Annotated in this window: 23 protein-coding genes; 12 read left to right on the plus strand and 11 right to left on the minus strand. The window is 51.7% G+C overall.

Going from position 1 to position 26,086, the window contains the following annotated elements:
* Positions 1 to 7: 7 nt before the first annotated feature.
* On the minus strand, positions 8 to 745 hold the full coding sequence (locus AB4P92_RS01190; protein ID WP_200646022.1) for a HupE/UreJ family protein: 738 nt from the start codon (positions 743 to 745) through the stop codon (positions 8 to 10).
* 513 nt (positions 746 to 1,258) lie between these two features.
* Here AB4P92_RS01190 and AB4P92_RS01195 point away from each other — a divergent pair.
* Together AB4P92_RS01195 and AB4P92_RS01200 are read left to right on the plus strand one after the other, a co-directional pair.
* Entirely contained in the window at positions 1,259 to 1,558 is a 300-nt protein-coding gene (locus AB4P92_RS01195) for a metal-sensing transcriptional repressor (RefSeq protein WP_032894820.1), read from the plus strand.
* Between the two features lie 7 nt (positions 1,559 to 1,565).
* On the plus strand, positions 1,566 to 2,768 hold the full coding sequence (locus tag AB4P92_RS01200; protein ID WP_395598695.1) for a nickel/cobalt efflux transporter: 1,203 nt from the start codon (positions 1,566 to 1,568) through the stop codon (positions 2,766 to 2,768).
* 135 nt (positions 2,769 to 2,903) lie between these two features.
* Here the strand turns inward: AB4P92_RS01200 and AB4P92_RS01205 are convergent, their stop codons facing one another.
* The gene (locus AB4P92_RS01205; RefSeq protein ID WP_200646024.1) at positions 2,904 to 3,113 is read right to left on the minus strand and encodes a hypothetical protein; all 210 of its coding nucleotides are present in this window, start codon (positions 3,111 to 3,113) and stop codon (positions 2,904 to 2,906) included.
* Between the two features lie 185 nt (positions 3,114 to 3,298).
* On the opposite strand from AB4P92_RS01205, the gene AB4P92_RS01210 reads away from it, so the two are divergent.
* Positions 3,299 to 3,547, plus strand: a complete 249-nt coding sequence (locus AB4P92_RS01210; RefSeq protein WP_200646025.1) for a CsbD family protein — start codon at positions 3,299 to 3,301, stop codon at positions 3,545 to 3,547.
* 240 nt (positions 3,548 to 3,787) lie between these two features.
* The gene (locus AB4P92_RS01215) at positions 3,788 to 4,252 is read left to right on the plus strand and encodes a hypothetical protein (protein ID WP_200646026.1); all 465 of its coding nucleotides are present in this window, start codon (positions 3,788 to 3,790) and stop codon (positions 4,250 to 4,252) included.
* A 151-nt stretch (positions 4,253 to 4,403) separates the two neighbouring features.
* On the opposite strand, the gene AB4P92_RS01220 is transcribed toward AB4P92_RS01215, so the two are convergent.
* A complete protein-coding gene (locus AB4P92_RS01220; protein WP_200646027.1) occupies positions 4,404 to 4,622 on the minus strand; it encodes a hypothetical protein in 219 nt (72 codons plus the stop codon).
* Positions 4,623 to 4,785: 163 nt separating this feature from the next.
* Between AB4P92_RS01220 and AB4P92_RS01225 the strand changes: the two genes are divergently transcribed.
* Positions 4,786 to 5,790, plus strand: a complete 1,005-nt coding sequence (locus AB4P92_RS01225) for a metallophosphoesterase (RefSeq protein WP_200646028.1) — start codon at positions 4,786 to 4,788, stop codon at positions 5,788 to 5,790.
* Between the two features lie 444 nt (positions 5,791 to 6,234).
* Here the strand turns inward: AB4P92_RS01225 and AB4P92_RS01230 are convergent, their stop codons facing one another.
* From AB4P92_RS01230 to AB4P92_RS01240, 3 genes are all read right to left on the minus strand, one after another.
* Entirely contained in the window at positions 6,235 to 7,059 is an 825-nt protein-coding gene (locus AB4P92_RS01230) for an inositol monophosphatase family protein (protein ID WP_200646029.1), read from the minus strand.
* 81 nt (positions 7,060 to 7,140) lie between these two features.
* Entirely contained in the window at positions 7,141 to 7,611 is a 471-nt protein-coding gene (locus tag AB4P92_RS01235) for a hypothetical protein (protein WP_200646030.1), read from the minus strand.
* An 82-nt stretch (positions 7,612 to 7,693) separates the two neighbouring features.
* Complete coding sequence (locus AB4P92_RS01240) at positions 7,694 to 8,098, minus strand: helix-turn-helix transcriptional regulator (protein WP_200646031.1); 405 nt, start codon at positions 8,096 to 8,098, stop codon at positions 7,694 to 7,696.
* A gap of 662 nt (positions 8,099 to 8,760) precedes the next feature.
* On the opposite strand from AB4P92_RS01240, the gene AB4P92_RS01245 reads away from it, so the two are divergent.
* Both AB4P92_RS01245 and AB4P92_RS01250 read left to right on the plus strand, forming a co-directional pair.
* Positions 8,761 to 8,979: a hypothetical protein gene (locus AB4P92_RS01245; RefSeq protein ID WP_234452103.1), complete on the plus strand. Its 219-nt coding sequence runs from the start codon at positions 8,761 to 8,763 to the stop codon at positions 8,977 to 8,979.
* Between the two features lie 69 nt (positions 8,980 to 9,048).
* Positions 9,049 to 9,453, plus strand: a complete 405-nt coding sequence (locus AB4P92_RS01250) for a hypothetical protein (RefSeq protein ID WP_200646032.1) — start codon at positions 9,049 to 9,051, stop codon at positions 9,451 to 9,453.
* Positions 9,454 to 10,036: 583 nt separating this feature from the next.
* Here AB4P92_RS01250 and AB4P92_RS01255 read toward each other — a convergent pair.
* Together AB4P92_RS01255 and AB4P92_RS01260 are read right to left on the minus strand one after the other, a co-directional pair.
* On the minus strand, positions 10,037 to 10,636 hold the full coding sequence (locus AB4P92_RS01255) for a hypothetical protein (RefSeq protein ID WP_200646033.1): 600 nt from the start codon (positions 10,634 to 10,636) through the stop codon (positions 10,037 to 10,039).
* Complete coding sequence (locus tag AB4P92_RS01260) at positions 10,633 to 10,953, minus strand: hypothetical protein (RefSeq protein WP_200646034.1); 321 nt, start codon at positions 10,951 to 10,953, stop codon at positions 10,633 to 10,635. Before AB4P92_RS01260 ends, AB4P92_RS01255 begins: the two co-directional genes overlap by 4 nt.
* 198 nt (positions 10,954 to 11,151) lie before the next feature.
* On the opposite strand from AB4P92_RS01260, the gene AB4P92_RS01265 reads away from it, so the two are divergent.
* Positions 11,152 to 12,318 carry a restriction endonuclease gene (locus AB4P92_RS01265; protein ID WP_191952883.1) on the plus strand — a complete coding sequence of 389 codons (1,167 nt, stop codon included), beginning with the start codon at positions 11,152 to 11,154 and terminating at the stop codon, positions 12,316 to 12,318.
* Between the two features lie 426 nt (positions 12,319 to 12,744).
* On the plus strand, positions 12,745 to 13,683 hold the full coding sequence (xopAX, locus tag AB4P92_RS01270) for a XopAX family type III secretion system effector (protein WP_200645863.1): 939 nt from the start codon (positions 12,745 to 12,747) through the stop codon (positions 13,681 to 13,683).
* 272 nt (positions 13,684 to 13,955) lie between these two features.
* Here xopAX and AB4P92_RS01275 read toward each other — a convergent pair whose 3' ends face one another.
* From AB4P92_RS01275 to AB4P92_RS01285, 3 genes are all read right to left on the minus strand, one after another.
* Positions 13,956 to 14,759 carry an HNH endonuclease gene (locus tag AB4P92_RS01275; protein ID WP_200645864.1) on the minus strand — a complete coding sequence of 268 codons (804 nt, stop codon included), beginning with the start codon at positions 14,757 to 14,759 and terminating at the stop codon, positions 13,956 to 13,958.
* Positions 14,760 to 14,764: 5 nt separating this feature from the next.
* The gene (locus tag AB4P92_RS01280; RefSeq protein ID WP_395598696.1) at positions 14,765 to 16,981 is read right to left on the minus strand and encodes an AAA family ATPase; all 2,217 of its coding nucleotides are present in this window, start codon (positions 16,979 to 16,981) and stop codon (positions 14,765 to 14,767) included.
* 667 nt (positions 16,982 to 17,648) lie between these two features.
* A complete protein-coding gene (locus AB4P92_RS01285; RefSeq protein WP_200645866.1) occupies positions 17,649 to 17,921 on the minus strand; it encodes a hypothetical protein in 273 nt (90 codons plus the stop codon).
* A gap of 177 nt (positions 17,922 to 18,098) precedes the next feature.
* Here AB4P92_RS01285 and AB4P92_RS01290 point away from each other — a divergent pair, with 177 nt between their 5' ends.
* The 3 genes from AB4P92_RS01290 to AB4P92_RS01300 all read left to right on the plus strand — a co-directional run bounded on the left by AB4P92_RS01290 (position 18,099) and on the right by AB4P92_RS01300 (position 25,683).
* The gene (locus tag AB4P92_RS01290) at positions 18,099 to 18,674 is read left to right on the plus strand and encodes a hypothetical protein (RefSeq protein WP_200645867.1); all 576 of its coding nucleotides are present in this window, start codon (positions 18,099 to 18,101) and stop codon (positions 18,672 to 18,674) included.
* Between the two features lie 270 nt (positions 18,675 to 18,944).
* The gene (locus tag AB4P92_RS01295; protein WP_234452002.1) at positions 18,945 to 21,698 is read left to right on the plus strand and encodes a UvrD-helicase domain-containing protein; all 2,754 of its coding nucleotides are present in this window, start codon (positions 18,945 to 18,947) and stop codon (positions 21,696 to 21,698) included.
* A 169-nt stretch (positions 21,699 to 21,867) separates the two neighbouring features.
* Positions 21,868 to 25,683: a P-loop NTPase fold protein gene (locus tag AB4P92_RS01300; protein ID WP_200645868.1), complete on the plus strand. Its 3,816-nt coding sequence runs from the start codon at positions 21,868 to 21,870 to the stop codon at positions 25,681 to 25,683.
* Positions 25,684 to 26,086 lie beyond the last annotated feature (403 nt).

Here is a 26,086-nt window from a genome sequence, read left to right on the forward strand (position 1 = left end):
GAATTCCTTACGCGGAGACAAACAGGCCGGTGATCTGGTAACCCATCAGGAGGAAACCGGCACTCATCATGGCGACGTTGGCGGTATAGGCGTGGCGCCAAAAACTGCCGGTGCGCCGCCAATAACCCATCAAAATGAGAATCGCGCTGAGGGCCAGCAGCTGGCCGATCTCAACGCCAACGTTGAAGGCGATCAGGTTCGGAATCAGGCCATCAGATGAGATCTCGTACTCCTGGATCTTCGTCGCCAGACCAAAACCGTGGAGCAAGCCGAAGATCAGCGTGGCCACTTTGGTGTTGGGTTGGAAACCGAACCAGCGCTGGAATGCGCCCAGATTGTCGAGCGCCTTGTACACCACCGAGAAGCCGATGATGGCGTCGATGATGTACGAGCTGATGCTGACCTCTGTAAGTACGCCAAGCAGCAGCGTGACCGAATGGCCTACAGCGAACAGCGTGACGTAGAGCCCCACGTCTTTCAGGCGATAGAGGAAGAAGATCACCCCGAACAAAAACAGCAGGTGGTCGTACCCGGTCATCATGTGCTTAGCGCCCATGTAGATGAAGGGCAGCAACATGACGCCGGAGCTTTCCTGAATGAAGCCTTTGTCACCCTCCGCGACGGCGTGAGCCATTGCCTCGGGCATTCCCAGGAAAAGTGCAGCGACAAGTAAAAACAACAGCAATACGGGGCGGTGCAAAGGCGCAGTAAACGCGCCGACGCCGCTCATCGAGTACGAATGCATATATCAATCCTACGTTGCAGAGATCGAAGGCCGCAGTGCGACCAAGGTCAAGATGCGAACGAAGGACGGGGTGGACGCTCGATCAAGAATATCGGCGGCAGGGGAATAGAGTCTCGAAGCGCATCGACCCGGATGGATAGTATTGGGGATGTCGCCAGCATCAACGCCGCTGTGAGTTGCGGTGTTTCGTGCTGGTGATCAGGGGTCAATGGCGAATGGTAGTGATCTGAAAGATTCGAGTAGCTGGATGAAGCCTCTCCGCCGTGGGAGTGATGGGCGTCTTGCGTGATCTCCCAGGCTGGCTGTTTCGACGCCACTGATAACGAATAGGTATGCCCGGCCCAAGCCACCAACATGGCGAGAGCAAGCGCGATTACCACCGTAGTTGTCAGTGTTCTGCTGAACATGGCGTTAGGGTTTCAACTCGGTTTATAGGGCTTTTACGCGTTTGACCGCATCCCCCTAGGGGGGATAGGATGCCAGCGTAATTCATTGAGACCTGAGGCTCAAGTCATGAGTGAGCACGAACACGAACACAGCCATCCCCACACCCACCAAAGTCACGAGGCGATCATCAAACGTCTCAAGCGGGCGGACGGGCATTTACGCGGCATCATCACCATGATCGAAGAAGGTCGTGAGTGCGTTGACATCGCCCAGCAGCTGCATGCGGTTGAAAAAGCAGTGTGCCAAGCCAAACGTACGCTCATCCAGGATCACATCGATCACTGCCTGGAGGACACCGTTTCGGCGCTAGGCAATGGCGAACGCGCACCACTGGAAGCCTTCAAGCAAATCACCAAGTACCTCTAGGTCAGACATGCCCAATTTCGCTGAACTGCTGCAACAAGGCGGGGCTCACGCCTGGCTGTATTTCCCGAGCGCGATCCTGCTCGGCGCCTTGCATGGCCTGGAGCCGGGACATTCCAAAACCATGATGGCGGCCTTCATCGTGGCCATCCGTGGCTCGGTCAAACAGGCTGTTTTGTTAGGTTTGGCCGCGACGTTGTCGCATACCGCAGTGGTGTGGTTGGTCGCCATCGGCGGCATGTACCTGGGCAAAGGCCTGGATGCGCAAACCACTGAGCCGTACTTCCAGATTGCCTCTTCTGCACTGATTATCGTGATTGCGCTATGGATGCTCTGGCGTACTTGGCGCGGCGAGCAGATGTTCAAGTTCGAGCAAGGTGATGATCACCACCACGGCGAGCACGGCCATGGTCATGGTCATGGTCATGGTCATGGTCATGGTCATGGTCATGGTCATGGTCATCATGATGAAACCCATCGAATCGATACCGGTCATGGCCGCATCCAACTGTCGATCTTCGAGGAAGGCATGCCACCGCACTGGCGTCTGAAGACACTGACCGGGCACGCTTGGGCTGCCTCAGATGTTCGCCTGATGACTACTCGTCCGGACGGTAGCAGCCAATCGTTCTCTTTCGTTGAGCGCGACGGCTTCCTAGAGTCGACGGTCGATATTCCGGAACCACATGAATTCAGTGCTCGCTTGAGTCTTGGGCATGCAGGTCACTCCCATGATTACGATCTCCAGTATCAGGAACACGATCACGGGCATGCTCATTCCGAATTGGAAGGCTTAGAGTTGTCGATTGATGGCTATCAGGATGCGCATGAACGTGCGCATGCCAACGATATCCGCAAGCGCTTCACTAATCGCGAGGTCACTACGGGCCAGATCGTTATGTTCGGCCTGACTGGCGGTCTGATTCCTTGTCCGGCAGCCATTACCGTTCTGTTGCTATGTCTTCAGGTAAAAGAAGTCGCGCTGGGAGGCATGCTTGTCCTGTGTTTCAGCATAGGATTGGCTCTCACCTTGGTCACTGTAGGTGCTGCTGCGGCAATTGGCGCTAAGCAGGCCTCCAACCGTTGGCCTTGGCTGGGCACCGTAGCTCGTCGAGCGCCGTACTTGTCCAGCGTGCTGATCATCGGTGTTGGTCTGTACGTGGGCTTCCATGGCTGGATCGGCCTGAACGCACACCCAGCTCACATTGCGTAAATCAGATAGGCTCTCGATCACTCGCAGCTTTATTGCGGGCAAAAAAAAGCCCGCGATGGGGTGCGCGAGCCGTGAATTGTTTGAGGAGCTGACTTAATCGTACGCCGACGGATGTGAAAAAATTGTAAGACGTAGTCATGGAGACTTCTTGAGGCGTGCCAAACCTTGTTTGATGTGACCAGCGTTCTCAGCAATTGCGTAAAGCGCACTCCGGACACTGTCTCCGACATCTACGTGACCTTGAGTTTCAGCGTGCAGCGTCAACTCCATCAAGGCAGCCTCGAGGGCCAGTTGATTCAGGTACATCCTTTCCAGTACGTCTGACAGCGAGTATTCACTGGGCATTTATGTGGCCTCCTTAAAAAATTAACATCGCGAGTCATGGACTACGAGTAGACGCTTTCCTCACAGTCCCTACAGCTCATCATCATTGAACTAATCATCAGACGTACGCCCCTAAAGTCGTGCTGGTAGCCACTCGACCAGGGCTGTATGGAACTCCCCACTCACACGCGAAGGTCTGATGAATTATGAAGAGCGAACAAGTAGAAGGTGTAGCAGAAAAGCTGGCCGGCAAGGCGCAGAGCGCGGTCGGGAAACTGATTGGTGATTCGAAGATGGAAGCTGAAGGTGCGGGGCATCAAGCAGCTGGGCAGCTGACTAAAACCTACGGGGATACGCTGAATAGCGTATCCAAATTCGTCAAAGAAAAGCCAGTCGCGGCACTCGCGATAGGTGCTGCAGCGCTGATCCTGATAAATCGCATTTTTCGTCGTTGAGCCAAGATGAAGGGTTTCGCCAACTGGGCATTCCTTTCCATCGCACTGTTTCCCTGCACTCTCCCTAGCGCTGTCTGCTAGAAGGGTGCGAGGACGAAAGACATGGAGCGTCTTTTGCCTCCAGCATTCCTTGCTCAGCGTACATAGCGGCTAAAACAGACGGTTCAAGTGATTGAAAGCGAATGCATAAGCAGTAGGCGTAGTTGCTAATAGTCGCAACCGTCAAACAGGAGCCTCACCGTGGAACGCCCAACTTTCTTTCTTGATTTTGAAGCCTCTCGCATAGCTCCTGATAGCTATCCCATCGAAGTCGCTGTCGTGTCGTGTGAGGTCTCCTTCAGTTCGCTGATCAAGCCAGCCCGTTACTGGATGCACTGGTCGTATGATGCGCAAGACATGCACGGAATCTCTCAGGATCAGTTACGTCGGGAAGGTGATACCCCAGACGCTGTGGCGAGGAATATGAATAAGCTGTTTTCAGGGCAGATGCTTTGCAGCGACTCACCTCAAGACAGTTTTTGGTTCGATGTGCTTTTCGAGGCCGCAGATCTGATGCCCACCTTCGAGTTGAAGCCTTTGGAGGTATTTGTGGGCCGGAAGGCTGCTAGCGATATTTACCGCTTACTGCCTACAATCAAGCACCACCGAGCTTTAACCGACGCAACTGCTTTGATGAACGCCTGTCGTGCTTTTTTCGAAGCTTGAACTATCAAGGGGGTGGATATGGTGCGCGGACATTCGATGCATTCCTGGGATCTGATGCTGGAGCTGACACCTCACTCCGTATGGGGGTCTACTTTCTTATCTATCAATCTGGTTGGCAACGACGCGATTGGCGCGAGGAGAGGGGCAACGTCTACGATTGTCGAATCCTCAAAATGGAAGCTGTGATGGCTTGAGCATTGGCATCCAACGCTTCCATGGCCGAAATAGCATGACCCGCGACACTTCCGACGCCATTTTCTGAGAGCCACTTGGCTATTTCTTCAATTGCAGCACCCAGTGCGTGCTGGTTGTGAAGCAGCAATGTCAGAGAGTCAGCCGTGGCGATCTTGTAGTTCCAGTTATCAGACATGAAAGTCTTCCTTGAGAGTGATGCTCAGAGCCTAGTTCATCTCTTCGCAGGCACGAACGGCGCTGGGTAAGTTCGCCATCGTCCAATCATGTGTCCCGACGAGAGAGTATAATTGGGCTGCTCAGTCGATCCCTCGGCCATCGCTCCGGAGTAACGATCCCAGATGAAGCAAACGGTTTTGCGACTCCCCAAGAACGAAGTGGGCCGTGACTTTGTAGTCGGTGATATCCATTTCAAAACCATCGAACTCCACAAGGGGCTTCGTGCACTCGGGTTTGACAGTGCGATTGATCGGGTCATAGCTGTAGGCGATCTGATTGACCGCGGGCCTGGGATGCTGGATGGCCTAAAACTGCTCGGTGAACCTTGGTTCTTTTGTGTCCAGGGCAATCACGAACAGATGCTGATCAACGCTTACCGTGAGAACCCACAAGCACCTTACAGCTCCCATGGTGCGGGGTGGTGGTCAACGATCGCTGATGAATCGAAAGGAATGGTGATCGAAAGGCTGGAACGTCTTCCCACCGCCATAGAAATTCAGTCCGCACGTGGCTTGGTCGGTGTCGTTCACGCTGATGTGCCAACAGGGATTTATTGGCAAGAGTTCGTGGGGAGCCTAGACAACGCTCAGATCGAAGAGATCGCTCTGTGGGGCAGGGAACGGATCATCAAGCATTATCGTGACGGTGTTCCAGGCATCTGGAGAGTTTGCTCGGGACATACGTGGATTCCGAAACCGCTGAGACTGGGGAATTTTCTCGCGCTTGATTGCACGGGAGGAGGGGACGGCTCTTTGGCAATCTACTGTGTCCAAGAAGACATTATCTATGTTGATGGGCGTCCTGTGTCGCTTGATAGCGCAGAGAGCATTTCAGAGCAGCTGCAGGAACTCGAGAACATCATCAGTCAGCTTAAGACAGAAGTGAATGGCAACAGGTTGATTGAATCGCAGAGCCTTAGCCGAAAGGCTGAAGCGTTGGCCAAGCAGGCAAACTCATCGTGGATCACGATGAGAGATGAGGACGCCGAATCTGAGAAGCTCATTAATGCGTTGCACGGGCTTAGCTTACTTACTGGCGAGCGCAGAGGTGCCAAGCTTGATGAGCTGAAGGCAAGGTACAGAGGAACGCAGACGGAGCAGCTGCTTCAGCGGCTTTTCGGCGCCTGATTTACTGCTCTGGGCATCACAAAGTGGTTCTTCAGGATGCTCTCGTCACACAAACCGAAAATATATTTTCCCCGCCCCCTTGAAAGTAAAATTTCAAACCGGAGACCTTATATTTGAAAACAAACAAAAAGCGACGTTCTCCAAGAGTCTCCCGTTTTTTTGGCCTGCCTTGAGCTGTGGGGCAATCGACCCGATTGCCTTGTTGTTGCTCTATGGGCTTGCGCTCTTTCTGCTTTAGATCTTTTGGCCTCTGCTTTCGGTTTTCTCTGCGTTGGAATGCATGATGGAGGGCGGCGAAGCCAGTGTTGTGTATGCTGATCGCACCTTTGCGACGTCAGTCGCGGCTACTTTTTGATTCCAAAAGACACCGAATTTTTTTTAAAAAACTGCCAAACTGCGGTCTCCAATGCGTAGGTAATGATCCCTCCGGCTTTGCAGAGCGCCCTAGTTCGCCGAAGTCTCAAAAACTTTGGCCCAGTCGCGACTCACGAGTTCAGAACAAGCATTGGGTGCTCCGCCAAAGCATTGTTGGCAAACACTCAACATTTCCACCTCAGTACGATACTGAATAGGGTTTCCGGATTCGTCGACCAAAACGCCTTTGGCACCAATCAGCAATGCGTGCCCCGCAACTACGTCATGGGCTGACACCGGATATAGAGACAGTCCGCAAACTCCATCCCCAGCAGCGACCTTAGCCAGTCTGTACGCAATCGATGGCATGGGGTAAAAACCTGCCGGCGCACAGAGCTCGCGATTGGTCTGCGGTTTGTTGCCAGCAGCAGCGCTCACCATCACCAAGCTTCCGTCCGTAAGCTCCTGCTTCGAGAGGTCTACATAGACGGGAATTCCATTTCTAATGAGGTTATCCATACCTTGCGCCCAACTGATGCAGTCTGGACGTCCGCCAGGAGTAACTGGGGCATGTACTACGCCCAAAATGGGATGATTGTTGTGAAGCAAACCTACTGAAATTGCTGATCCATCTAGTCCTTTGAGGAAATCACTGGTGCCGTCGTTCGGGTCAACAACCCAGCAGAAGGAGTTGCCGGAAAGTACGTGGCCGGTCTCTTCACCCCACCAATCGCATGGCAAAATTCTCAGCAATTCCTCACGAAGAAATACCTCGATTTCAACGTCGATTTCAGCTTTATCACCGTATCCCCTTCGGCCTCCCGGACGGACGCATTCGTCAGCCAATAAAATACCTGCCCGTTCCACAACCTTGATAACTTGGGGAAGAAACTGCTGCATTTGCGTGTTGATCATGGCGACCTAGCGAGCTAATGGATGGAGGAGTGTAGGGGGGATATTTTGTCCGTAAGCAAATAGACAAGGCTCCTACTCATCTTACAGAAGCTGCGAACCAAGCCATCGACTAAGGCGATCAGCTTGAACGCTTTCCAGCTTGTTGGTGGCTCCTTTGAGCATTCCGACCATGGCATCTAAATCATGATCGTCCGGAAACCACTCTGACAGCTCGACGTTGCAAAACTCTGAGCGGCCGAGCACCCACTTGAGAACCATATCTCCGGTCGCGCGGAAGTGGTCGGCCATATAGATCTGGTGATCGGTCTTCCACCCCCTCCGCTCTAGTTCATCGGTGGTGTTCAAGATGCCCGTGTCACCAAAGCAAAATGCCGTGTCGGGGTAGTGGATACCAGCAAGCGACACCTTCGCCTCACCGACCTCGCTGTTCCAATATGCTAGGTAGTGCCATCCACCCGAAGTGGCGTGAGGCCTCGGGAAATTTATGGCTGCCTTGCCGGTGATGAAGTGCTCGTAGGTAACCCTACTCAGGTCAAGATCGAAATTACGCATTACTCGACCTCTTGGATTTTCCAAAGGTGTGCCACAACACGCAGCCGTGTCTGCCGTCTGAATACGTGACAATGAAAAGCGTCTAATCAGCGAAACAGAATTCGACTTGCTGGGACTTCGTCACTGAGCGATGACTTGGGGGCTTTGGAGAGGGGCGTGGTGCTAGTAACTCATCACACGACGAAATCGCCAGGTTATTGAGAACGCCCTCATGGCCTAGGCTCGCCAGTTCCTCTTGGGTGCGACGCAGCAAAGCGTCGACGGACTCTCCCGACTCAGCGCAAAGAGTTATGGCTACCAGGGTCATAGGACTCACTCTGAGCGGCCCGCTCAAAGCCGTGATCATCTCGAGCGTGGGGCTTGACTGGGCGCGCTCTAGTTTCGAAACGTATGTTCGACTGCTGACTTCAGCGAGATTTCTCTGGGTCAATCCTTTGCCCGCGCGCATCGCTTTTAGCAAAGCAGCAAAAGCAATTTTGAGCGTCATAAACACGTTCCTAATCAGCCAGTCTTTTTGAGCGTGGTTGCGCTTTATGAGACATTTTAGCCATGTGGAGCCAATCACGGTATGTCGATTGGAGTGGCTTCGCTCACCAGACAAGGTTGGGGTTCCCGCGCCGCCTCTCTAGCCTCTCGCAGTCTTTGCTCAGCGTACATCGCCGAGTCATCCTCAGGCAGCGGGTAGCCGGCCGCTGAGAGTGCCTTTGCGCGTTCTTCGATCAGCACGCGCCCAGGATCTCGAGCGGACTGGTAAGCCCTCCCTTTTACCCGTTGAGTTTCATCCATTTGCGACTCCTCAGAGGCTGAGTAGAAACCAGAGCAAGTTTTACCAAGGATAGGCTAAGAGAAGTATCAAATTCTTCTGGGCCTTGACATCAAAAATCAGCTGGGAGTGTGGTGGCAAGCGGAGCGCGCAGGCCGAGAGGCCGAGGCGCGAGGATAGACGCCCTTCGGGCCAAGACGCCGCCCTGGCAGATGGCTTGGTTTACGACAGCCATCCCCGGCAGGGGCGCGCACCAAAACTAACGTCAATCAATCGCCGATCCACTGCTGCATTCGGATCGTAAGACATAGCACTCCCAACGAGGCTTGATTGCAGCACCGGTACATACCAACATCAGGGTTTCAGCTTCCTAGTTTGGAGGACTTATGAGTCGTGATGACAAAGACACGGTGTACTGCAATGTTCAAATGCCGATAGCCAAAGGCAGGGAGCTTTCGCGGTTAGTAGCGGAGCTTAGAAAGTCAGGTGCTCATCCCGAGCTAGACTCAGTCTTTGAAGAAATACAGCACGAGCTGAGCTCGTCAATCGAGTTCGTGGAGGAGCAACTCTCCGGCGCTGGCGGATTTGGCCGGCGGTCACACTGAAATAGCTCAGCCACGAAGCCCGCGACCTTAAGAAGAGGTCTGGGTGTCCGCATTAAGGAGGAGAACCTAATGTCTAGCGGTGTTGTTGATCAGAATCTGCGTGAGCGAGAGAAGATCAGGAGGAAAGCATTGTGGGCGCTATCTGATCTTCTGCCAGGCGATCCCAAGGCCACTCCAGTCGTGTCTATGCTCGACGAAATCGCACGCCAGGATGAAGCCGACAGGTTGCTGAGAGATGTGGCGAAACTAGAGGATCTTCGCGACCTTGTGGTTATCGAACCTCGCTCGAGCGGCCTCCAAATTGTTCGAGAAGAGAGCATTCCAGAACCGTGGCGGGAACGATTTCTACAAGCGAGTATCGGTTCGACTCGACTCGAAGCGGGGCCTTATCTTCACGACTTAGAGAAATTCATCAATCTTTGGACGCAGGAGAATAAGCACCTGGAGGCACACCGTTCAGGGATCGATAAATAGGTTTTTGAGCGCATGCTGGGTGAGCTCGCAACCTCAATCAAATCGTTGAAAATTTACCTATATGGAGCCCTAGGTGTCAGTGAATAACTCTCCTTCGGACACCTCCGCTCTGCCTTCAGAAGTCTTAGCTACGCAGGTTGACTCTCCCAGCTGCTTGACTCTTATGCACCGCTATCTCTTCACCAGATCTTTGTACAGTTCTCGTGCCGCCAAGATCTGATCTCTGAGTTCCTCAGGGTCAATCCTCATCCCGCCGCGAGGAGTTGTCTGCAAAGTTTTCAGACCGTTGGCTGCCTTGATGAAGGCTCGCTCCTCTGCCTGAACCCATTCAGGACGTTTGTCTTTCCAAAATGACCATGCCATTCGCTGAGCCTCGTTCCTGAGCGGATGAGGCTAGTATGTGGCAGCTGAAAGAAATGTCCAAGCTAGGTGGCGACCTTGGTCATAATGTAAGCGGAGCGCGCAGACCAGGAAGGTCGAAGGCATGAGGATGGACGCCCGCAGGGCCAAGACCCGTCGATAGACGAGGCTTGGTTTACGACAGCCATCCCCAGAGGGGCATGCCCGAAAAATAAAAGCTAGGTTATCCAACCGCACGCTGTTCGTTCGTACGAGGAGCTACACCCATGGCGTAAAGATCATAAGTCTTTCGCAACAGCACTTCGTCATCAGACGATACATGTGCGTGCGTAAAGACTGTCGACAAGAAACGCTTCCGTTCGCCATTGCCAACCTCAGACCAAACCCTCGGTTGCCCTTGAGCATCTGGGACTGCCAAGCGATCAAGAAGGTACTCCTCAAGGCTATGCAACCGCTGCAAGCCATCGATCAAGATATCGCTGCTCTCAGCCATTGCTCGCCCCGCAACCGAATCACACCACTCATTAGTGAGATAGCTTCCGAGATCCCCTCCAGACCACACAGAAACGATGAACCGAGCCTTTTGACCCAGATTCCAGACCACTGAGCGATGCCAAGACGGAACAGGAATGCCCATTACAAACTCCGCAGCCCAAGGGTACTTCTCGTGAGCAACAGATGGCTCGACCAAGTGTTTTTCCCAGCGAGAAACGAGGATATCAATCGGATATTGATTGGTGCTGGTTGCCAAAATTTGACGTGGCATTCTGAGGCTTGGATCTGAAATTTCGTCGTCCGCGTAGCGCTGAAATTTGGAAGTCATGAATGTCCTTGGAGGAGGGGAGTGTTAAAGGTGGACGAACCATTGGCGCGGATGAAATGACGCCGCCACTCATCAACGATTGAGATGATCAGTAAGTCACGCTCTGTTGAGATTTCGATCTGCTCTCCGTCGACCAGCGCTTGCGCATAGCCCTCAGCGAAGGCTGCAGCTCTGTCAAAGTCGGAAGGGGAGTCAGAGGACGCGATGTAGCTGACCAAGCGTTCCCACGCCCTGCTTTGACGATGACCCTGAACGGTCTCGGCAAACGGCACGGCGCCTTCCAAGGAGCGTGCAAATACGATCGTTTGTAGGTTCAAAACCGGTTTCTCTGGATGTCATAGATATGAAAAACGGTTCGTATTGAGAAACCTTGAGCCGTATAGGAAGTTTTTTTGTGCCGACGCAAACAGGCGCTAACCGGACGCGAACGCGTGGACGTGCTAATGGCACTCAGATATTGTCGCAAGCGTGATTACGCGCTAGCCGCGTGACGACTCATGAAAGGGATAGACGCGATGATTTACCAATGCAACGGATGCAACAGGACTACCTTCGAGATCGCATGCCCGTGGTGCATGGGTTCTCAAGTTTCACCGTCATCAGAGCTCACGTTGCGACACCTCACGCCACTGGATCCTTCGTTTTATCCCGACTTTCAATACAGATCCAAAGGCTTGATTCAAGATTTCTTCGGGAAGAAGAAGGAGCAAGCCCAGCTCAACGATCTCCTGAATAACGTGTTGAGAAAGTACGCAGAGCTGAAGCAGCCATACTTCACGAACTTCATTCACACAACGCGCGAAAGCGCAGGTAGCAGCGATGACGCAGGCGTACCTGGGCCACGATTGGATGGTGTGTACAGCGAGAGGGAGTTGTTTAGGGAAGTCTTGATTCGCAAAGGCTTTGACGAGCTTGAAGGGCTTCCATCTCTCTTGGACAAGCTGCTGCAGACCACAGCTTTCAACTCTGACTATATGGGGTTCTCCAGAGAGCTGACCCGCCACATTCGAACTGATCTTGCCGACACCTTACGTTCTTGGATTGAAGAGGCAGGAACGACCTTCAGGTCTGACTTGGCTTTGTTCTATTACTACCTGTGGGAAAATGACGTTGCGTTCCCCAATGTGCAATTCAACCCTCAAGCGGCTTCGACATCTGGTGTGCCACTCCTCCCGATACAGGTTTTTCGTAATGGCCTGAGCCTTTGCGAGGAGATTTATTTCGATATTCTCGTCGAGCGGCTGGGATCTCAGCTGGAGCATTTCAATCCGAACCAGTTCATCACCATGTACCTAGTGGACGCTATGGACGGATTTCAGTTTGAAGCCTTCCTGGTTGAGATATTCCAAACCATTGGATACGACGTTAAAGAGACCAAGAAGACGGCTGACCAAGGCGCTGATCTTTTCGTCAGCCGCTTTGGCAAAAACATGGTGATCCAGGCAAAGAACTACTCGGGCTCCGTAGGCAATGCGGCTGTGCAGCAAGCCATCTCCGCAAAAGCCTTTTATGGGTGCGACGAGGCCATGGTAGTCACGAACTCCTACTACACGAAATCAGCTAAAGAGCTGGCCAGCACAGCAGGCGTCCGGCTGATCGACCGGGACGGGCTTCAGAGCTATCTGGATGACTACAACCAGAAGCTCATCGAGGTTTTCCAGGCCGAGGAAGAAAGTGCCTAATCGTTGGCCGTTTGGTATTGATGTTTCGTAGTGGACGCCTCGGTCGTATTGAAAGCACCGGGGCGACATGACACGGAGCTTACCAGCCTCACCAACTCATGGACGCAATCACGCCAATGGCGGCGTTTTTTAGACTTACACGCCGTCCTTCGTTGAATTCAAAATTTGTACTGCTTCGTCAACGCCAATAGGCAATCGTCTAGCTTTTCATACTACGCTCCACTGTCAGCTACCCAGAGAAGGGGGCATGAGGCAAGTTGAGTTCATACGGAGCATGTATGTCGAGTCTACGAGCAGAGTATCAGCGGTTTCTGGTTCAACTCGGTAACCAGCAAATGTCTGACGATGTACGCCGGATGGCCAAGCTGGTTAGGTAATCACCTCCAAGAGGCATCTCGGAGGAAACTGGAGAAGGAAAAGATCAGTATGCGCATTACCAACGACGACTATTCACCTATTCAGCTTGTCAGTGAGCTCTCGACACGAGAAACCTGTAAATGGAATGGCCACGGAAGTTTCTTCGTTGAAGAAAAAGCTAAGCATGAATGGATTGTCGAAGCATGGACGGAAAAGCTCGACGAAATTCTGAATCTCTTCCAACGATACGGAACGCTAGCCGCGAGTTGTCAAAGCGTGCGCGACAATGGCATCGACGTGTATCTGACATTCACCAAGGATGACAAAGCACATCGAGTTGGGTTCCAGCTCAAATCAGAGTCGGAAGTGCTTCGTGACAAAGGCACAAATGAAAAACACTCCGTTATAGGAGCCTTGAAACGTCAAGCCTATGAGGCCATCCACTCTGGAAAGGTTGATGAGTGGTGGATTGTGCCATGCATAAATTACGATAAACATCCAAAGCTAATTCAACAAATCAATGCTGAAATTATAGTAGGTAAGTCTAACCATAATGGCGTTGAGATTAAGCTAGTCGACCCGCGAGATGCCATTTCGTTTCTATCGAAAGATAGTGGCGAAATAGACGCACTTTGCACACTTCTCCTCTGTTGTGAAGATGAAATATTAAAAGGGGCCATTCGTGAAATCGAGGATCTTACCGTCTTTCAGCGCAAGTGCATCCTAACCTTTATGTGGCAGGCATTGGATGGTAACGAGTCTGTTAGAAGTGACGATATGATGCACTTGGAAACCGGCGATGAGGAAGATATTGCGACTGAATTCGCGCATTTGGAAGACATTGGATTCTTGGAGTCGAATGGGGGCGAAGGATTCATCATCAGACCCTATAACCTCCCTGGAATATGCGCACTTTACTTCGAAGGGAGGGTTCGGCACGGCATGTCTGCAAGCGGAGCTGAATCGTTTGTGATGACCTTGATTTCTAATCCTGACGAAATGGATTAGCCAAGCAGTAGTTAGCGGCTGCTGATTCTGGCGCTCCTGCGGGCGAATCAATCAAAGACTGCGTAACCAGCTTCGATAGCTCCTCATAGAGCCGGCTGTAGGCGGACGCTTCCTGCGCCACTGGACACCCTGTCAGTGGCATTGCCCGCACCAAGAAGCTCACTACGGACTGAAGCGAGAGCCATGATGCCAAGCCACTGGCCTTCCTCAAATAGCTTGCAGAGGGTCATTCCTCTTACGGAAAGCATGCCTGCAAATTCAATTGCCTCAGGTCAGCGCTCATCAATGAGTTTCAGGGTAATGTCAGCGAGAGATTTATTGAAAGCTTCCACGGCTAAAGCCGCTTCTCCATCCAAGCTGGGTGAGTGGTCGTAGAGCTTGTTGATACTCTCCCTCAATGCCACGTTACTAGATAAAACAATATCTTTTGCTGAGATCATTCTGAGAAGGTTGTTGCAAAGATTTCTCCCCTGTACTGTCTGTCCAATGTACAAGGAAATGTTAAGTGCATTGGTTTGAATCCTTACAAATCGTACGTGCTCATCATAAATATGGAAGCGGGGATGATACCAGTCTGAAAAATCTTCAGGCTTAGGATAATCTTCAACTGACACTACAGATGGATTTACCCAGAATTTGTTGCTCTTCGCATGATTACAGTCGAAGCAAGCAATAGCCATGTTCCAGAAGTGGAAAGTGTGCTGCACGAATGGCTGCCGAGGCAAAACGTGCTCAATTGGCTTGGCATTGGCAATGTTAACGAGAGGGCGCCTACAGTAACAACAGAGATTGCCTTGCTGCTCCTCAAGAAATTCACGTAGATGTTGACGCAAGAGCTTTCCTGTCACGCCTGATTTCTTGGTTTCGTTATGCTTATATAGTTTCACCCATAAGTCGCTCGAACTGGCAGGATTTCCCGCCTGTCGATTGCTAAACTCTTTTCTAGCCAAATCGGAAAATTTCTTTAAAAGATTAAAAGTACCTACCTTATGCTTTTTTACACCATGACACCTGTCGCGGTATTTTTCTTCTACAGCCGCAATATCCGCCTTTTGCTTTACGCTATAGTTTGCCATAAAGGTTAGCCTGAAACTTGTTTTGTTGGAACAACCGAACGAATAGCTGCAATTGCCTTTTCAAGCAGGTCAAGATCACCGCGCGCCTGAGCATCACCATTGTGCTGACCAGTCTTCTGAATTATGGCAGTGATACTCTCTAGCGCGGCAATCGCTTTCGCCCCAGCATCTGTGGCTTGAACCTTGTCCGTATTCACCAGCCCAATAACGTTGGAAACCAAATTTGCGCATTTTTCGTGAACCTCCCTGTTGTGGGGAGTATAGGTCTGAAAGCCTTGAAGCAAGATTGTTTCAACGGAATGCCTGTCTTTAGAGTTAATCAGCTCAAGTGTGCCTGCATGGGCAACGTAGCAAATAGAATTACCAAAACTTGCGTTAGCGATAATTACAGGGGAATGGGTAGCTAAAACCAACGAAAGCTTGAATTCTTTTGCAATACTAGAAAAAATATTTGGCAGAACTTGTTGCCATTTTACATGGAGGCTAATCTCAGGCTCGTCTACGAAAAAAGTAGCCTCGCGGGATGCAGCACTAACAAGCAAAGTAACAAGCTGGATAATATTTCGCTTGCCTGAGCTTAGTCGACTGAATGGAATGATGTAATTTTCATCTCTAGGCACTATACCGACTTCATATCGGGCTGGATCGATACCGTGCGGACTATCTGGATCAGAGTGATGTTGAAGTGAGAAGTATTTCAAAGGGATAACTGATTTAGAGTTTGAATCTTGTTTGCCGGCATTACTTTTCCGAACCAAGTATAAGTTCTGGTTGAAGCCTAGTGCGGTCATGGCTTCAGTGAATACATCAAATCGCCGATCGAATTTGCCTAGCATTTCCAGAAGCGCGCGTGTTGTCGATTCGCTTCGCTTAGATTTTGAGCTGAACTCCCCCATACGACGGTAACGGTCTCCGAGACCGTCTGACATGGATGGAAATCTATCTGCTAGGGACACAGTAAGCGCTACACACTCTCTATGATCTTCCACCATTAAATGTATAAGGTCGCGGAGGAGAAAGCTTTTTCCTTCACCGTTGTTGCCAATGACATACAGACATTGATTGCCCCGCGAACTGCTCAGCTCGTCGAGAATAGGCGCACTATTGATTAAGAGGCTTGGCTGATATTTGCTCCTGGAAAGCTCGTCAGGTTCTTTCAATGAGTGAAGTCCGATTCGAGTCTTGCTCGACCATCTAAATACGCCACACAACCTAGGGATATCTCTGTAGCCATGCTCAAATTGCGCATTCAGAACCCGCTGGACATTTAAGTTGCTGCTATTTTCCTCGTGGTGACCATTCCATAGTTGGTATATCGACGCGGCAAGCTCGGATGCCTCTAAATAATTTAGCTCCTGAAGCGCCGTATTCCCTTTGCTTATATCAACATACAACACATCGCGGTATTTTTCTTCACTTCTATCGCCATCTGTGATAACCATCAATGCGTTCGAAACTTTACCGCTTTCTGAAGCCGAAAACCGGATAACGGCACTTATCGGTAATCGTTCACTAGCTAGCTTAAGAAGTTTTTCACCAAGACGAAAGTTTTTATCTCTCATGAGCGGAGTTATGATTACACATCGATTCTGGATGCCAAACGTCATGAATTGCTTAAGTGTGGATACAGGCTCACTTTTGGGCGCTTGCGAGAATATTCCTTCGGAACTCGTTGCGTTAATATCCAAAACACAAATAGCCCTACTAGATATTCCGCGAGCGATATCATTGATCCCGATCTGCTGATAGGCAATATTATGTAAGCTCAACTTTAGCTTTAGCAGGGCGTCAGCTCCAACTTTTTGTCGAGCCATGTATGGTTTTACATAAGAAAGTTCTCGGGCGGCGACGAAAAGCTCTCCAGTTGAGGGTGTAACATCGATTAACTCTGAATCTTTACCACGATTAAAAATACCTCTCACCATTAGTGCCGAGACTTTTGAAGCACCTATCTCGTAACCGATATTTGATGAGATTAATTTATCAATCAAATAAATTGAGAAGTCTCGCAACTCAGCGTCGCTTAGTTCTTTCAGCCATTGAACTGTGGCACGCCAACACTCAATTAGCGCATCGTCATCAAGACTCTTCAGCGTCAACGGGATTATATAGTCTTCTTTCTCGAATCGACGCTCTATCTGCTCTCTAAAATATTCAGCAGGTGCATCCCCGTTAAAGTCACTTCCGAGGAATTTATTTCCGAACGCGACGGAAAAAATCATTACAGCCCAGTCGAGACTCTCTGTCCGTGCGCTGCTATATCTCAACGCGGACTTGATAGAGTTTTCCAGCTCAGCCCAATCTGCATCCCTAGCGCTATTTTCCATCAATTACCCGTACTTAATCTGGTTGAAGTTGAGACCTGAAATTGAAAAAAATCTAATGACATCATTATGCCACACTGAACATGCCTCGGACGTATCTGTAGCCTACGGTTAGCTTTAGTGGGTTGGGTTTCGTTCCAGTTTGGATAGGTAAAAGCCCATCCAGGTATCGGTTTACTTCATGCTTCTAACCATGGACATGAACTTCGTAGCTTTCGATGGCTAACGCTGGCTTCGCGAGAAATCACAGAGAGAGAGTGAGGCCTAGGGCAGGGAGTTCGTATCGAGCACCAACATCTTCAAAACGTACCATGCTATGACCAAAAAACATAAACAGCCAAGCGAAGCGCGCAGGCGTGAGGATGGAAGCCCGGTAGGGCCGAGACTGGGCTCCGCTAGACTCGGTTCACGACAGCCATCCCCGTAGGGGCACGCACAGAGTCAAGCCCGTAAATCGTGCAATCGCTATCTCCACAGCAAGGATTTACATGGTTCCAGGGCCGTAATGATCACCCTCCATGATGAACGTCTCACAGAGTCGGTTGCACAGATCAGAGGCTGCAACTCATCCGTCATTTCTTGAGAGGTCAGTGAGTGCTGAGGCTAGCGCTATCGCCTGCTGATGCGTGAACCTAAAGCGCGACTCATCGATTTTGATAGAAACTACGCCATTGGATTCTGTATCCAGGAGAACTGCGTAGCTGTTGTCATCGTCTATGACTTCACCCTCGGCAGTGCCGGGCCGAGTGAAGATGGCGAGCCTAACTTCGTCCAACTCACCCTCGGGCGAACCATCCTTGAACGTGAAGAATCTGTTCGGCGGCAGTTTTGTACTCATGGTCTCGATATTCCTCAGAAAATAAGTCGCATGACTATTTAAACGGAGGCGGAATTCGAAACTTGAGTGTTGGGTTTAAAAAGACATCTGCCTGAAAAATAATTTTGCGAAGCACTAAAGTTTTGCAAAAAAAAATCCGTTTAAGTTTGTATTTCACGGTAAAGGGCTGTGTGGGCAATGATGAAAGAGCATGATTTTGCGGAAATTACTAAGTTCAGGGCCGAGCGCGCGTTTTTATCTCATGAAGATGAGGGTGAGGGTGAGGGTGAGGACGCTAAGTGGTTCAAGGCATCTGTTGAACTCGCAGATAGCCAGGTAAGGCTCGTTCTAGACGGGTCTGAATATGACTTCACTGCTCAGCAATGCGGAGAGCTAGCTGATGGGCTGTCGACCCTGATCAAAACGCTCCATCAACGGAGCCCAATCCTCACTGGTATCCCTAATCCGCAGAAATTAGATTTTGGAAAGCTATTTCACCAACTGATTCTGTCTCGTACTCAGTCCACACAGCAGGATTGGTTGTGCAACCACGGGTACGACTCGGACGGAATGTTCTTTGGAGCATCTGGGTCGTTTCGCTACCCAGAGTCGCAAAGCTATTTTCAGCTTTTCATAGGGGTGAACGACGAGCTATTCGTACCGATCTTGGGGATCGAAGATAGGGTATTCAAGTTCAGCGTGGAGGACGCTTCGTGGTTGATTGAGCAGCTGTGCGTAGGAGGATACTTGCTAGCTCGGCTTGAGAGACCGTAAGAGGAGTAGCCTGCTCCTGCATTGACAACTTAGCATGGCCAGCTCACGAAAAAACCTCAACCCCTGCATAGAGTGGCGTAGTTACGATTATCCGTTGAAGACGTGCAGCTGGTTGTAGACAGCATCCGAGGCGCTGAATGGAATCTCACACAGGGAAGGCATGGAGATTGCACAGGCACCAATGTAGATGCCATGAGCTAGCTGCTATCTGTCGAGTGCCGCATTGATGGGTAAACTACCTGTTTTTTGCGGTGTGATTGGCGGATTACAATGGAGTGGCAACCTTCTTTTCTCTCGCGGCTGCTCAGAAGGGCGGCATCATGGCGTCTGACGATCGAGAATGATCAATTCAGCGTTACGTTGAATGAGCAAACGTACTCGATACCTCTCGAAGCGTTTTCCTCACTGCGCTTTCGCGATGGCCTGTTATGGACAAACGTCACTGCTTGGGTTGGTTACGAGATTCATCTCGTCGGCTTGCCAAAGTCGGCTCGTCACACGCTGAGTGAGCAGCTTCGGGCCGTCACGAGCAGGCAGAATTTCCGTACTTATTACGCCAGGATCATGGGTTGGCTGAAATTGGTCGATCAAGTTGCGCTGACGGTAGACGCAGAACATCGATGGCTGACACACGACATGCAGCAGGAGCTTCTTTTCGAGAAGGATGCTTTGAAAATCGACGATGCTGATCTCAAGTCACTGTTTGATTCTCCAGTTATCCAAACTGCATTGGGAGACAACAAGACACGCGTGTTAGGGCGGTTGCGCCAATGGTCTCAAGATTGGCCAACGCATTGGCAGACTCGTAACAAAGCACACATGATCCGCGAGCTGGATGCTTGCTCAAATCTTCTGGATAACGTCGAGTCCCGTGAGCTCAATGATGAGCAAGCAAAAGCTGTGGTTTGCTTCGACAATCGGGTTCAGCTTATTGCCTCCGCCGGCTCCGGCAAGACCTCTACGATGGTTGCCAAGGCGATTTACGCGGTTCATCGCGGTTTCTTGGCCCCATCCGAGATCATCATGCTGGCCTTTAACAAAGATGCTGCACAGGAGCTGCAGGAAAGGGGCGCTCAGTCTCTCGGAAGGCTAGGTATGGCCGGTGTCACGATCAATGCACTGACGTTTCATTCACTGGGCTTAAAAATCATTGGCGGTGCGACAGGCAAAAAACCTAGCGTCCCCAAGTGGGCTACCAAGGCGGATCTTGGGCTTGAGAAACTTGGTGTGATCGTTGACACGCTTAAAGACAGGTCAGATGAGTTTCGCACCAAGTGGGATCTTTTCCGCTTGGTATTCGGGCGGGATCACTCCACTGCGCCGTTGAGAGATGTGGCGGAAGCTTTCGACAGGGAAGGGGAGGCTCGGCTTATCACACTCAATGGTGAGCATGTCGCGAGTCAGGAAGAGCGCTTGATTGCCAACTGGCTTTTCTACAACGGCGTCGAGTACGCCTATGAGCGGCCCTACGAACACGACACTGCAACTGCCGATCACCGCCAATATGCGCCCGACTTTTATTACCCGCAGCTGAACCTCTATCACGAGCACTTTGCCTTCGATGCAGAGGGCCAAGCACCCGCGCATTTCGTGAATTATGCGGAAGGGGCCGATTGGAAGCGGAAGACCCATGCCAGTTATGGTACGCAGCTGATGGAGTCGACTTCACACCAATTGCGGACGGGTGAAATCTTCGCTCATCTCTCTCAAGAGCTGACGTCGCGGGGCGTGGAGCTAAATCCAAACCCCGACCGTCCGATCCCGGACTCCGGCCTAGTACCACTGGAACATATTGACTTGGTGAAGGTGCTCCGATCGTTCATCTCTCACTACAAAAGTAATAGCCTGACGGCGGCGATGCTGCACGAACGGTACGACGCTCTTCCGATCAGCGTTTTCAAGTTCCGGTACAAAATGTTCCTGGAGCTCGCGATTCCGGTGATCGAAGGCTGGGATGCCGCCCTGAAAGAAGACCGTGGGATCGATTTTGAGGACATGATTAACCTGGCCGCAGATTGCCTAGAGCGTGGCTACCAGTCGCCTTATCGCTTGGTCATGGCCGACGAATACCAAGATGCGTCGCGCGCTCGTGCGCGACTCTGCCGGGCGTTGGTACAAGAGCCCCATAGTCACCTGTTCGCGGTGGGTGATGACTGGCAGTCAATCAATCGATTCGCCGGCGCGGATGTGAGTGTGATGACTGGTTTCGTGGAATGGTATGGCCACGGTGAGGTATTCCGATTAGAGAAGACTTATCGCTGCCCTCAGGCTATCTGTGACACCTCCAGCCAGTTCGTGGCTAAGAACCCTGCTCAGTTGCAGAAGACCGTGATTTCTGTGACGGAGCCCATCGGGCCCGCATTCCAGGCATTTCAGCTATCGAGTAGGGATCAGGTTCAGGATGGCTTGCGCCAGTATTTGGACGATCTTTACCAGCAGCTTTCGACCGGCGTAGTCCCCGGGGCAAATGGTCGGCTGATAACAGTCTTCGTACTTGGACGCTACAAAACCGATGCGCAATTCATACCCCAGGGGTGGGAGCAACGCTACGGAAACAAACTTGAGATCAGATTCAAAACCATTCACACCTCAAAGGGTGATCAGGCCGACTATATTTTGCTCCCCGGAATGATGGCTGGAGGATTCCCGAGCATGAAAGGGGACGATCCGGTCTTCGGCCTAGTTATGCCCGAAGGAGACACCTACCTGCATGGCGAGGAGCGCCGACTTTTCTACGTGGCGTTGACCCGGGCTCGTAGGTCTGTAGTGATGTTCACTGTGTCTGCCAGAAATTCACCGTTCCTCACCGAGCTGGTAAAGGACGGGGTGGTAATAGTCACAGATATCAAGGGTGAACCAATCCAGGAGGAACGATGCCCGGTGTGCCAACATGGGGTCGTGCTTCAGCGCACCGGTAAGTTCGGTGATTTCAAATCCTGCTCAAGCTTTCCTCGTTGCAAGTACAAGCCCGGAAAACCAAGACGCCAAGATACTCGGCAGGCAAAACTGACTCGGCGACGTTAAGGGCGTCAGTACCAGCCAGCCCCGCACCCGGATAGCGCAAAGCCTTCATATGTGGCATATAGCCGCTAACGAAGTGGCGCGTAGGTTTTCATTGTGACTACGTCGACGCGTGTATTGAAGGCGATTGCGGCCCAGCGCTGGGCGGCGGGCCGAGAACCAGGATCAGGAAATGTCAGGGAAAATCGTACGCGGCGCCAGCCGCTGTTGGTGGGCGCTAGTCGCCGGTGGACGTGCAGCCCGGCGATCATTCGCAGCTTGGCGAAGTGAGGATGGACTCTATTTCGAGCCCTTGACTCCCATTCTGGTGGAGAACGACAGAGCGGCAAGATATGAGCGTGAACTCTTGCGGGCACTGCAAAACGATGAAGTACTCAACATAGCAATTACCGGTGGCTATGGGGCAGGTAAAAGCAGTGTCCTGAAGACGTTTTTCGAACACCACCGTAGCTTCAAACATACTTTCGTATCGTTGGCCACATTCACCAAGGCGAACGCTCCCACCACCACTGTCTCACCAAAGCCGATTGACGAGTCATCTGAGCCAAGGCTGCTCGAAGCACCTCGGCCTGCATCGGTTGAGATCACCACCGATGGGGCGGCTAGTGATGACCTAATCAATCGGATCGAAGAGACGATCGTCCAGCAGCTTCTTTACGCGGTACAAGCGAAAAAATTACCCAAAACACGACTTAAGCGCATTTCTCATGCCTCAACGCTGCGCGTGTGCTGGCGTACCCTGTGCGTCGCAGCGATCGGTATCTGCGCGTTGCGCCTGGGTGCACCGAAGTTGCAAACCCTTTCCGAGGTCGCAAAGGATTGGGCATTGAAAGGGCTGATGTGGGTACCAGAACCGGTTGCACTTGGTGTGGTCTTGCTTGGCTGTGCGTGGGCCCTTTACTCTGGCTTAAAACTGCTCTCACTTTTCAGCATCGATGGTTTGACGCTCAAGGGCGGGAAGCTTGAGGCGACTCACCATGGCTCGGTGCTGCACAAGAACATCGACGAGATCATCTACTGCTTCGAGCGCAGCGACATCGACGTTGTGGTGATTGAGGATCTGGACAGATTCGACATCCAGGAGATCTTTTTCAGGCTGCGAGAGATCAATTTCATCATCCGCCAGTCTCCCCAGGTGAATCGCCCTATCCATTTCATCTATGCGCTGCGGGATGAGATGTTTACCGTCACGGACAAAACGAAGTTTTTTGATCTGATCATCCCGATCATTCCCGTGGTGAACTCGGAAAACTCGCGTGAAAAACTGATCGAGCTGCTGGAGCAGCGACATGTAGGTGGTCAGCCGCTCACCGCTGGTCTCACGCCCAAGCTGATCGAAACGGTGGGCTACCACGTCGATGAGATGCGCCTGATCAAGAACATCGTGAACGAGTTCGACATCTACGCAAACATTCTCGCCAATGACGGCCTGGCGCTTGAACCTGACAAGCTTTTCGCGATGGTTGCCCTTAGGAACCTTCACCCTGAGGTGTATTCGGATCTCCTCAAGCGGAAAGGACTTGTATATGAGGTGATCGACGGCTACCCCGAGTGGGTTAAAGGTGAAGCACAACCCCATCAGCGCGTGATTGCAGCCCTGAAGGAACAGCGAGAGAAGCATGAGGCAGATATTGCTCCCAATTTGGCAAGCCTCCGTGCGTGTGTTTGGTTAGAGCTCATCCGTCGAGGCAACCTCAGAGAGGCCAATACTCTATGGCTAGAAGACGGAACCGTCATCTCGCTGATGGATTTTGTCGAAGACCAAGTGTTCGACCGGGTGGTCAATCAGAGGAATGTCTATACGCAATTTAATGCCAGGGGTTACGGATCTCAGCGAGGTGACGCCCAGAGTCCCAAAACAGTGCTCCAGGAGCTGTCGTACTCCGATCGCGCCGCGAGGTTTGAAAAGTCAATTCATGAGATTGACGATCAGATTGCGGATTCGCAGAGAGAGATAACAAAACTGAAAACCATGCCGTTCAGAGACGCCTGTAAAAACGGCTATGGTGACTCGTTCAGTGCTCGCTTCGCTGGCTACGAGCTGATCATTTTCATGCTGCGCCGAGGCAAGCTTGATACCGATTACACGGACTACCTGGGCTACTTCTACGAAGGCTCATTGACCCAGACGGACAAGATGCTCACGATGGCCCTTGCCCGGGGCGAAATGCTTGACGTCGGCACCCCCATACGGAATCCCGAGCGTGTTGCGAGCAAGCTGGATTTCGATTCGATCGACAAGGGGAAAGGGTTGTTGGTGCACTTGATGGCCGAACTCGTCCGGCCAAGCCAGGATGACGCTCAGTCCAGGGAAGACAAGCTGCAGGTAATCATCAAAAGCAGTTCTCAGCATCTAGCGCGCCTTGCTGAGGTTGTCGAGCTGCTCCCAGATGAGGCGAAGACTGGGTTCATCAGGGCACTATTCAAAAACCATCCTAACGTCATCAATGAGCTCGTCGCCTACGACAAAGCGAACTTTGTGCTTGAAGATTTGTTGGTCATGACGTTGGATAGCTTGACGGCCGACGAACTCAAACAGCTTGAAGGGCGCAGCGACACGGTGTTCAAAGCCATCAACGACCTGCGCGATGTTTCAAAGCTGATTCCCGGGTTGGCTTCAAACCAGATGGGCTGGGATTGGCTCAGAAAGAAACCCGCGCAGTTTTGGAATGTCAGCGACACATCTACTTTTGACGAGCTCCGATCACTGGTGGAGTGGGGGTGCCTCAGTCCCACACTGCCGATGTTGAAACTGCTATGCAGTACTCTGGATCATGGCACCGACCCTGGCACCGTTTCCCACGATCGGCTTTCCCAGTTGGAACTCGTCGGCTTCGATGAGCTGATTGAGCAATCTGCTGCAGCGTACGTTTGCGGATTGCTCAGCCAAGATGGCAGCCTACCTGAGACGGAGATCTCGCTACTCGACCTGTTTGCTCTGCTCGAAGATATCGAAGACATGGAGGGGCTTCAGTTGGAGCTCTTCAAAAAAACCAGTTGCTTGATCACTGATATTGAAAGACTTCCTCATGCGCTTTGGTTGTCGGCTATGGAGTCTGAGCGCTTGTGCAACATCGGGGATACCGTATGGACATTCTTCGATTACGTCATCATAACCGGCGGAGAGGCCTCGTCATCTGAAGTTGAACGGATAGATCTCGGCAATTCTGCTGCTCCTACCTTCATCAAATTCGTCACACGCAACGCGGCAAGGCTGACCGATGAGATTTGGGGAGCAGAAGGGGAGGAAGAGTTGCAGACATTCCTCATCCAACATGAGCAGGTTAGCGATGAGACTTTAAAGTCCCTGTTTTCTTCGATCGTCCTGGCGCCGTCGGTATTTTTGAAACACTCCGTGCCAACAACCCGATGGCTCTGTTTCTCAGATGCGTCCTTCGTCCCTTACAGTTCAGAAGTCAGAGAGCTATTCGCACAGTACAACATCTCACTAGCGGCACGTTACATCGCCCATCATTGGACGGAAGCCCGTGAAACTCTGAGTCTAACTACGTTGCCAATTGGCTTGGTTGCGGCCCTCAGCCGCTCTGGTGTCGCTTCTGTAGTAGACACCATTACGATGTGGCAGGGCATTACTGCAGATATGTTCAGCACTTGGGAGGGCTCGGTCGTTGAATTGGCCAACGCTTGCGTTCGCGCTAACAGTGAGCAAGCCACATTCCCGGTGAGCTACTTGCCCGTGATCCTGCATTGCCTTTCCGATTCATCCCTGAGCACCTCGAATCGGACAGAGATGATCATCCAAGCCCTGCAGATGAATTGCGGCTGGACTGACTTAGCCGAGGTACTACCTTTACTGGGAGAAGAGCATGCTGACCTCGTTGGAAAGAAGCGTGCGCACCTCCCGCCATCCTCAGACGTTCGGCGCCTTGTTGAGGCCCTGAAGCGCCGAGGGTTCGTGGGGGTTGTCCGCTACGAAGATAAGCGCACAGTGGTCTTCAGCAAACGAAGCCAACATGGCCTAACCTGAGACGGGCCTGTGCAGGTTAGGGAAAGACTTTCCCTGCCTGCAGCGTTAAGGCCTGCGGGCGCAAAAGTTGTAGCGGACGATAAAGCGAGACTTTGTGTAAATCCAAGAGGATATCAAACGGTTTTCTCTGCAGGCTGCAGAGGCGCTTCGGCGCTATCAAGAGGCGATGGCCGCAGGGACGTGGAGTTTTTGCACTCGGAGGCAGAAAACCTGAGCCAGGCCGTGTCGGACTATCTATTGAGAGTTATGGGGACGCCGTCCCCGACGCTGCAACGAAACGCTTGGTTGAACTGCATTCTGGTCGTGCTGGGGCAGAAGGGATGTTGGTGTTATTGAAAATGAAAAGCTGGCGGCCGCCAGTCTCGCTCTCGATTCTGCTGTCGGGGCAGGTTCCTGCGGGCGG

The sequence above is a fragment of the Pseudomonas sp. A0308 genome, assembly GCF_044218815.1.
GTDB classification, from domain to species: Bacteria; Pseudomonadota; Gammaproteobacteria; order Pseudomonadales; family Pseudomonadaceae; genus Aquipseudomonas; species Aquipseudomonas iridis.

What these genes read in the sequence shown, in the direction of transcription:
- AB4P92_RS01190 (WP_200646022.1), bottom strand. Translation starts at nt 745, where the DNA reads ATGCATTCGTACTCGATGAGCGGCGTCGGCGCGTTTACTGCGCCTTTG.
- AB4P92_RS01210 (WP_200646025.1), top strand. Translation starts at nt 3,299, where the DNA reads ATGAAGAGCGAACAAGTAGAAGGTGTAGCAGAAAAGCTGGCCGGCAAG.
- AB4P92_RS01225 (WP_200646028.1), top strand. Translation starts at nt 4,786, where the DNA reads ATGAAGCAAACGGTTTTGCGACTCCCCAAGAACGAAGTGGGCCGTGAC.
- AB4P92_RS01245 (WP_234452103.1), top strand. Translation starts at nt 8,761, where the DNA reads ATGAGTCGTGATGACAAAGACACGGTGTACTGCAATGTTCAAATGCCG.
- AB4P92_RS01285 (WP_200645866.1), bottom strand. Translation starts at nt 17,921, where the DNA reads ATGAGTACAAAACTGCCGCCGAACAGATTCTTCACGTTCAAGGATGGT.
- AB4P92_RS01240 (WP_200646031.1), bottom strand. Translation starts at nt 8,098, where the DNA reads ATGACGCTCAAAATTGCTTTTGCTGCTTTGCTAAAAGCGATGCGCGCG.
- AB4P92_RS01255 (WP_200646033.1), bottom strand. Translation starts at nt 10,636, where the DNA reads ATGACTTCCAAATTTCAGCGCTACGCGGACGACGAAATTTCAGATCCA.
- AB4P92_RS01235 (WP_200646030.1), bottom strand. Translation starts at nt 7,611, where the DNA reads ATGCGTAATTTCGATCTTGACCTGAGTAGGGTTACCTACGAGCACTTC.
- AB4P92_RS01220 (WP_200646027.1), bottom strand. Translation starts at nt 4,622, where the DNA reads ATGTCTGATAACTGGAACTACAAGATCGCCACGGCTGACTCTCTGACA.
- AB4P92_RS01280 (WP_395598696.1), bottom strand. Translation starts at nt 16,981, where the DNA reads ATGATTTTTTCCGTCGCGTTCGGAAATAAATTCCTCGGAAGTGACTTT.
- AB4P92_RS01250 (WP_200646032.1), top strand. Translation starts at nt 9,049, where the DNA reads ATGTCTAGCGGTGTTGTTGATCAGAATCTGCGTGAGCGAGAGAAGATC.
- AB4P92_RS01295 (WP_234452002.1), top strand. Translation starts at nt 18,945, where the DNA reads ATGGAGTGGCAACCTTCTTTTCTCTCGCGGCTGCTCAGAAGGGCGGCA.
- AB4P92_RS01265 (WP_191952883.1), top strand. Translation starts at nt 11,152, where the DNA reads ATGATTTACCAATGCAACGGATGCAACAGGACTACCTTCGAGATCGCA.
- AB4P92_RS01195 (WP_032894820.1), top strand. Translation starts at nt 1,259, where the DNA reads ATGAGTGAGCACGAACACGAACACAGCCATCCCCACACCCACCAAAGT.
- AB4P92_RS01200 (WP_395598695.1), top strand. Translation starts at nt 1,566, where the DNA reads ATGCCCAATTTCGCTGAACTGCTGCAACAAGGCGGGGCTCACGCCTGG.
- AB4P92_RS01230 (WP_200646029.1), bottom strand. Translation starts at nt 7,059, where the DNA reads ATGATCAACACGCAAATGCAGCAGTTTCTTCCCCAAGTTATCAAGGTT.
- AB4P92_RS01290 (WP_200645867.1), top strand. Translation starts at nt 18,099, where the DNA reads ATGATGAAAGAGCATGATTTTGCGGAAATTACTAAGTTCAGGGCCGAG.
- AB4P92_RS01300 (WP_200645868.1), top strand. Translation starts at nt 21,868, where the DNA reads ATGTCAGGGAAAATCGTACGCGGCGCCAGCCGCTGTTGGTGGGCGCTA.
- AB4P92_RS01275 (WP_200645864.1), bottom strand. Translation starts at nt 14,759, where the DNA reads ATGGCAAACTATAGCGTAAAGCAAAAGGCGGATATTGCGGCTGTAGAA.
- xopAX (WP_200645863.1), top strand. Translation starts at nt 12,745, where the DNA reads ATGCGCATTACCAACGACGACTATTCACCTATTCAGCTTGTCAGTGAG.
- AB4P92_RS01205 (WP_200646024.1), bottom strand. Translation starts at nt 3,113, where the DNA reads ATGCCCAGTGAATACTCGCTGTCAGACGTACTGGAAAGGATGTACCTG.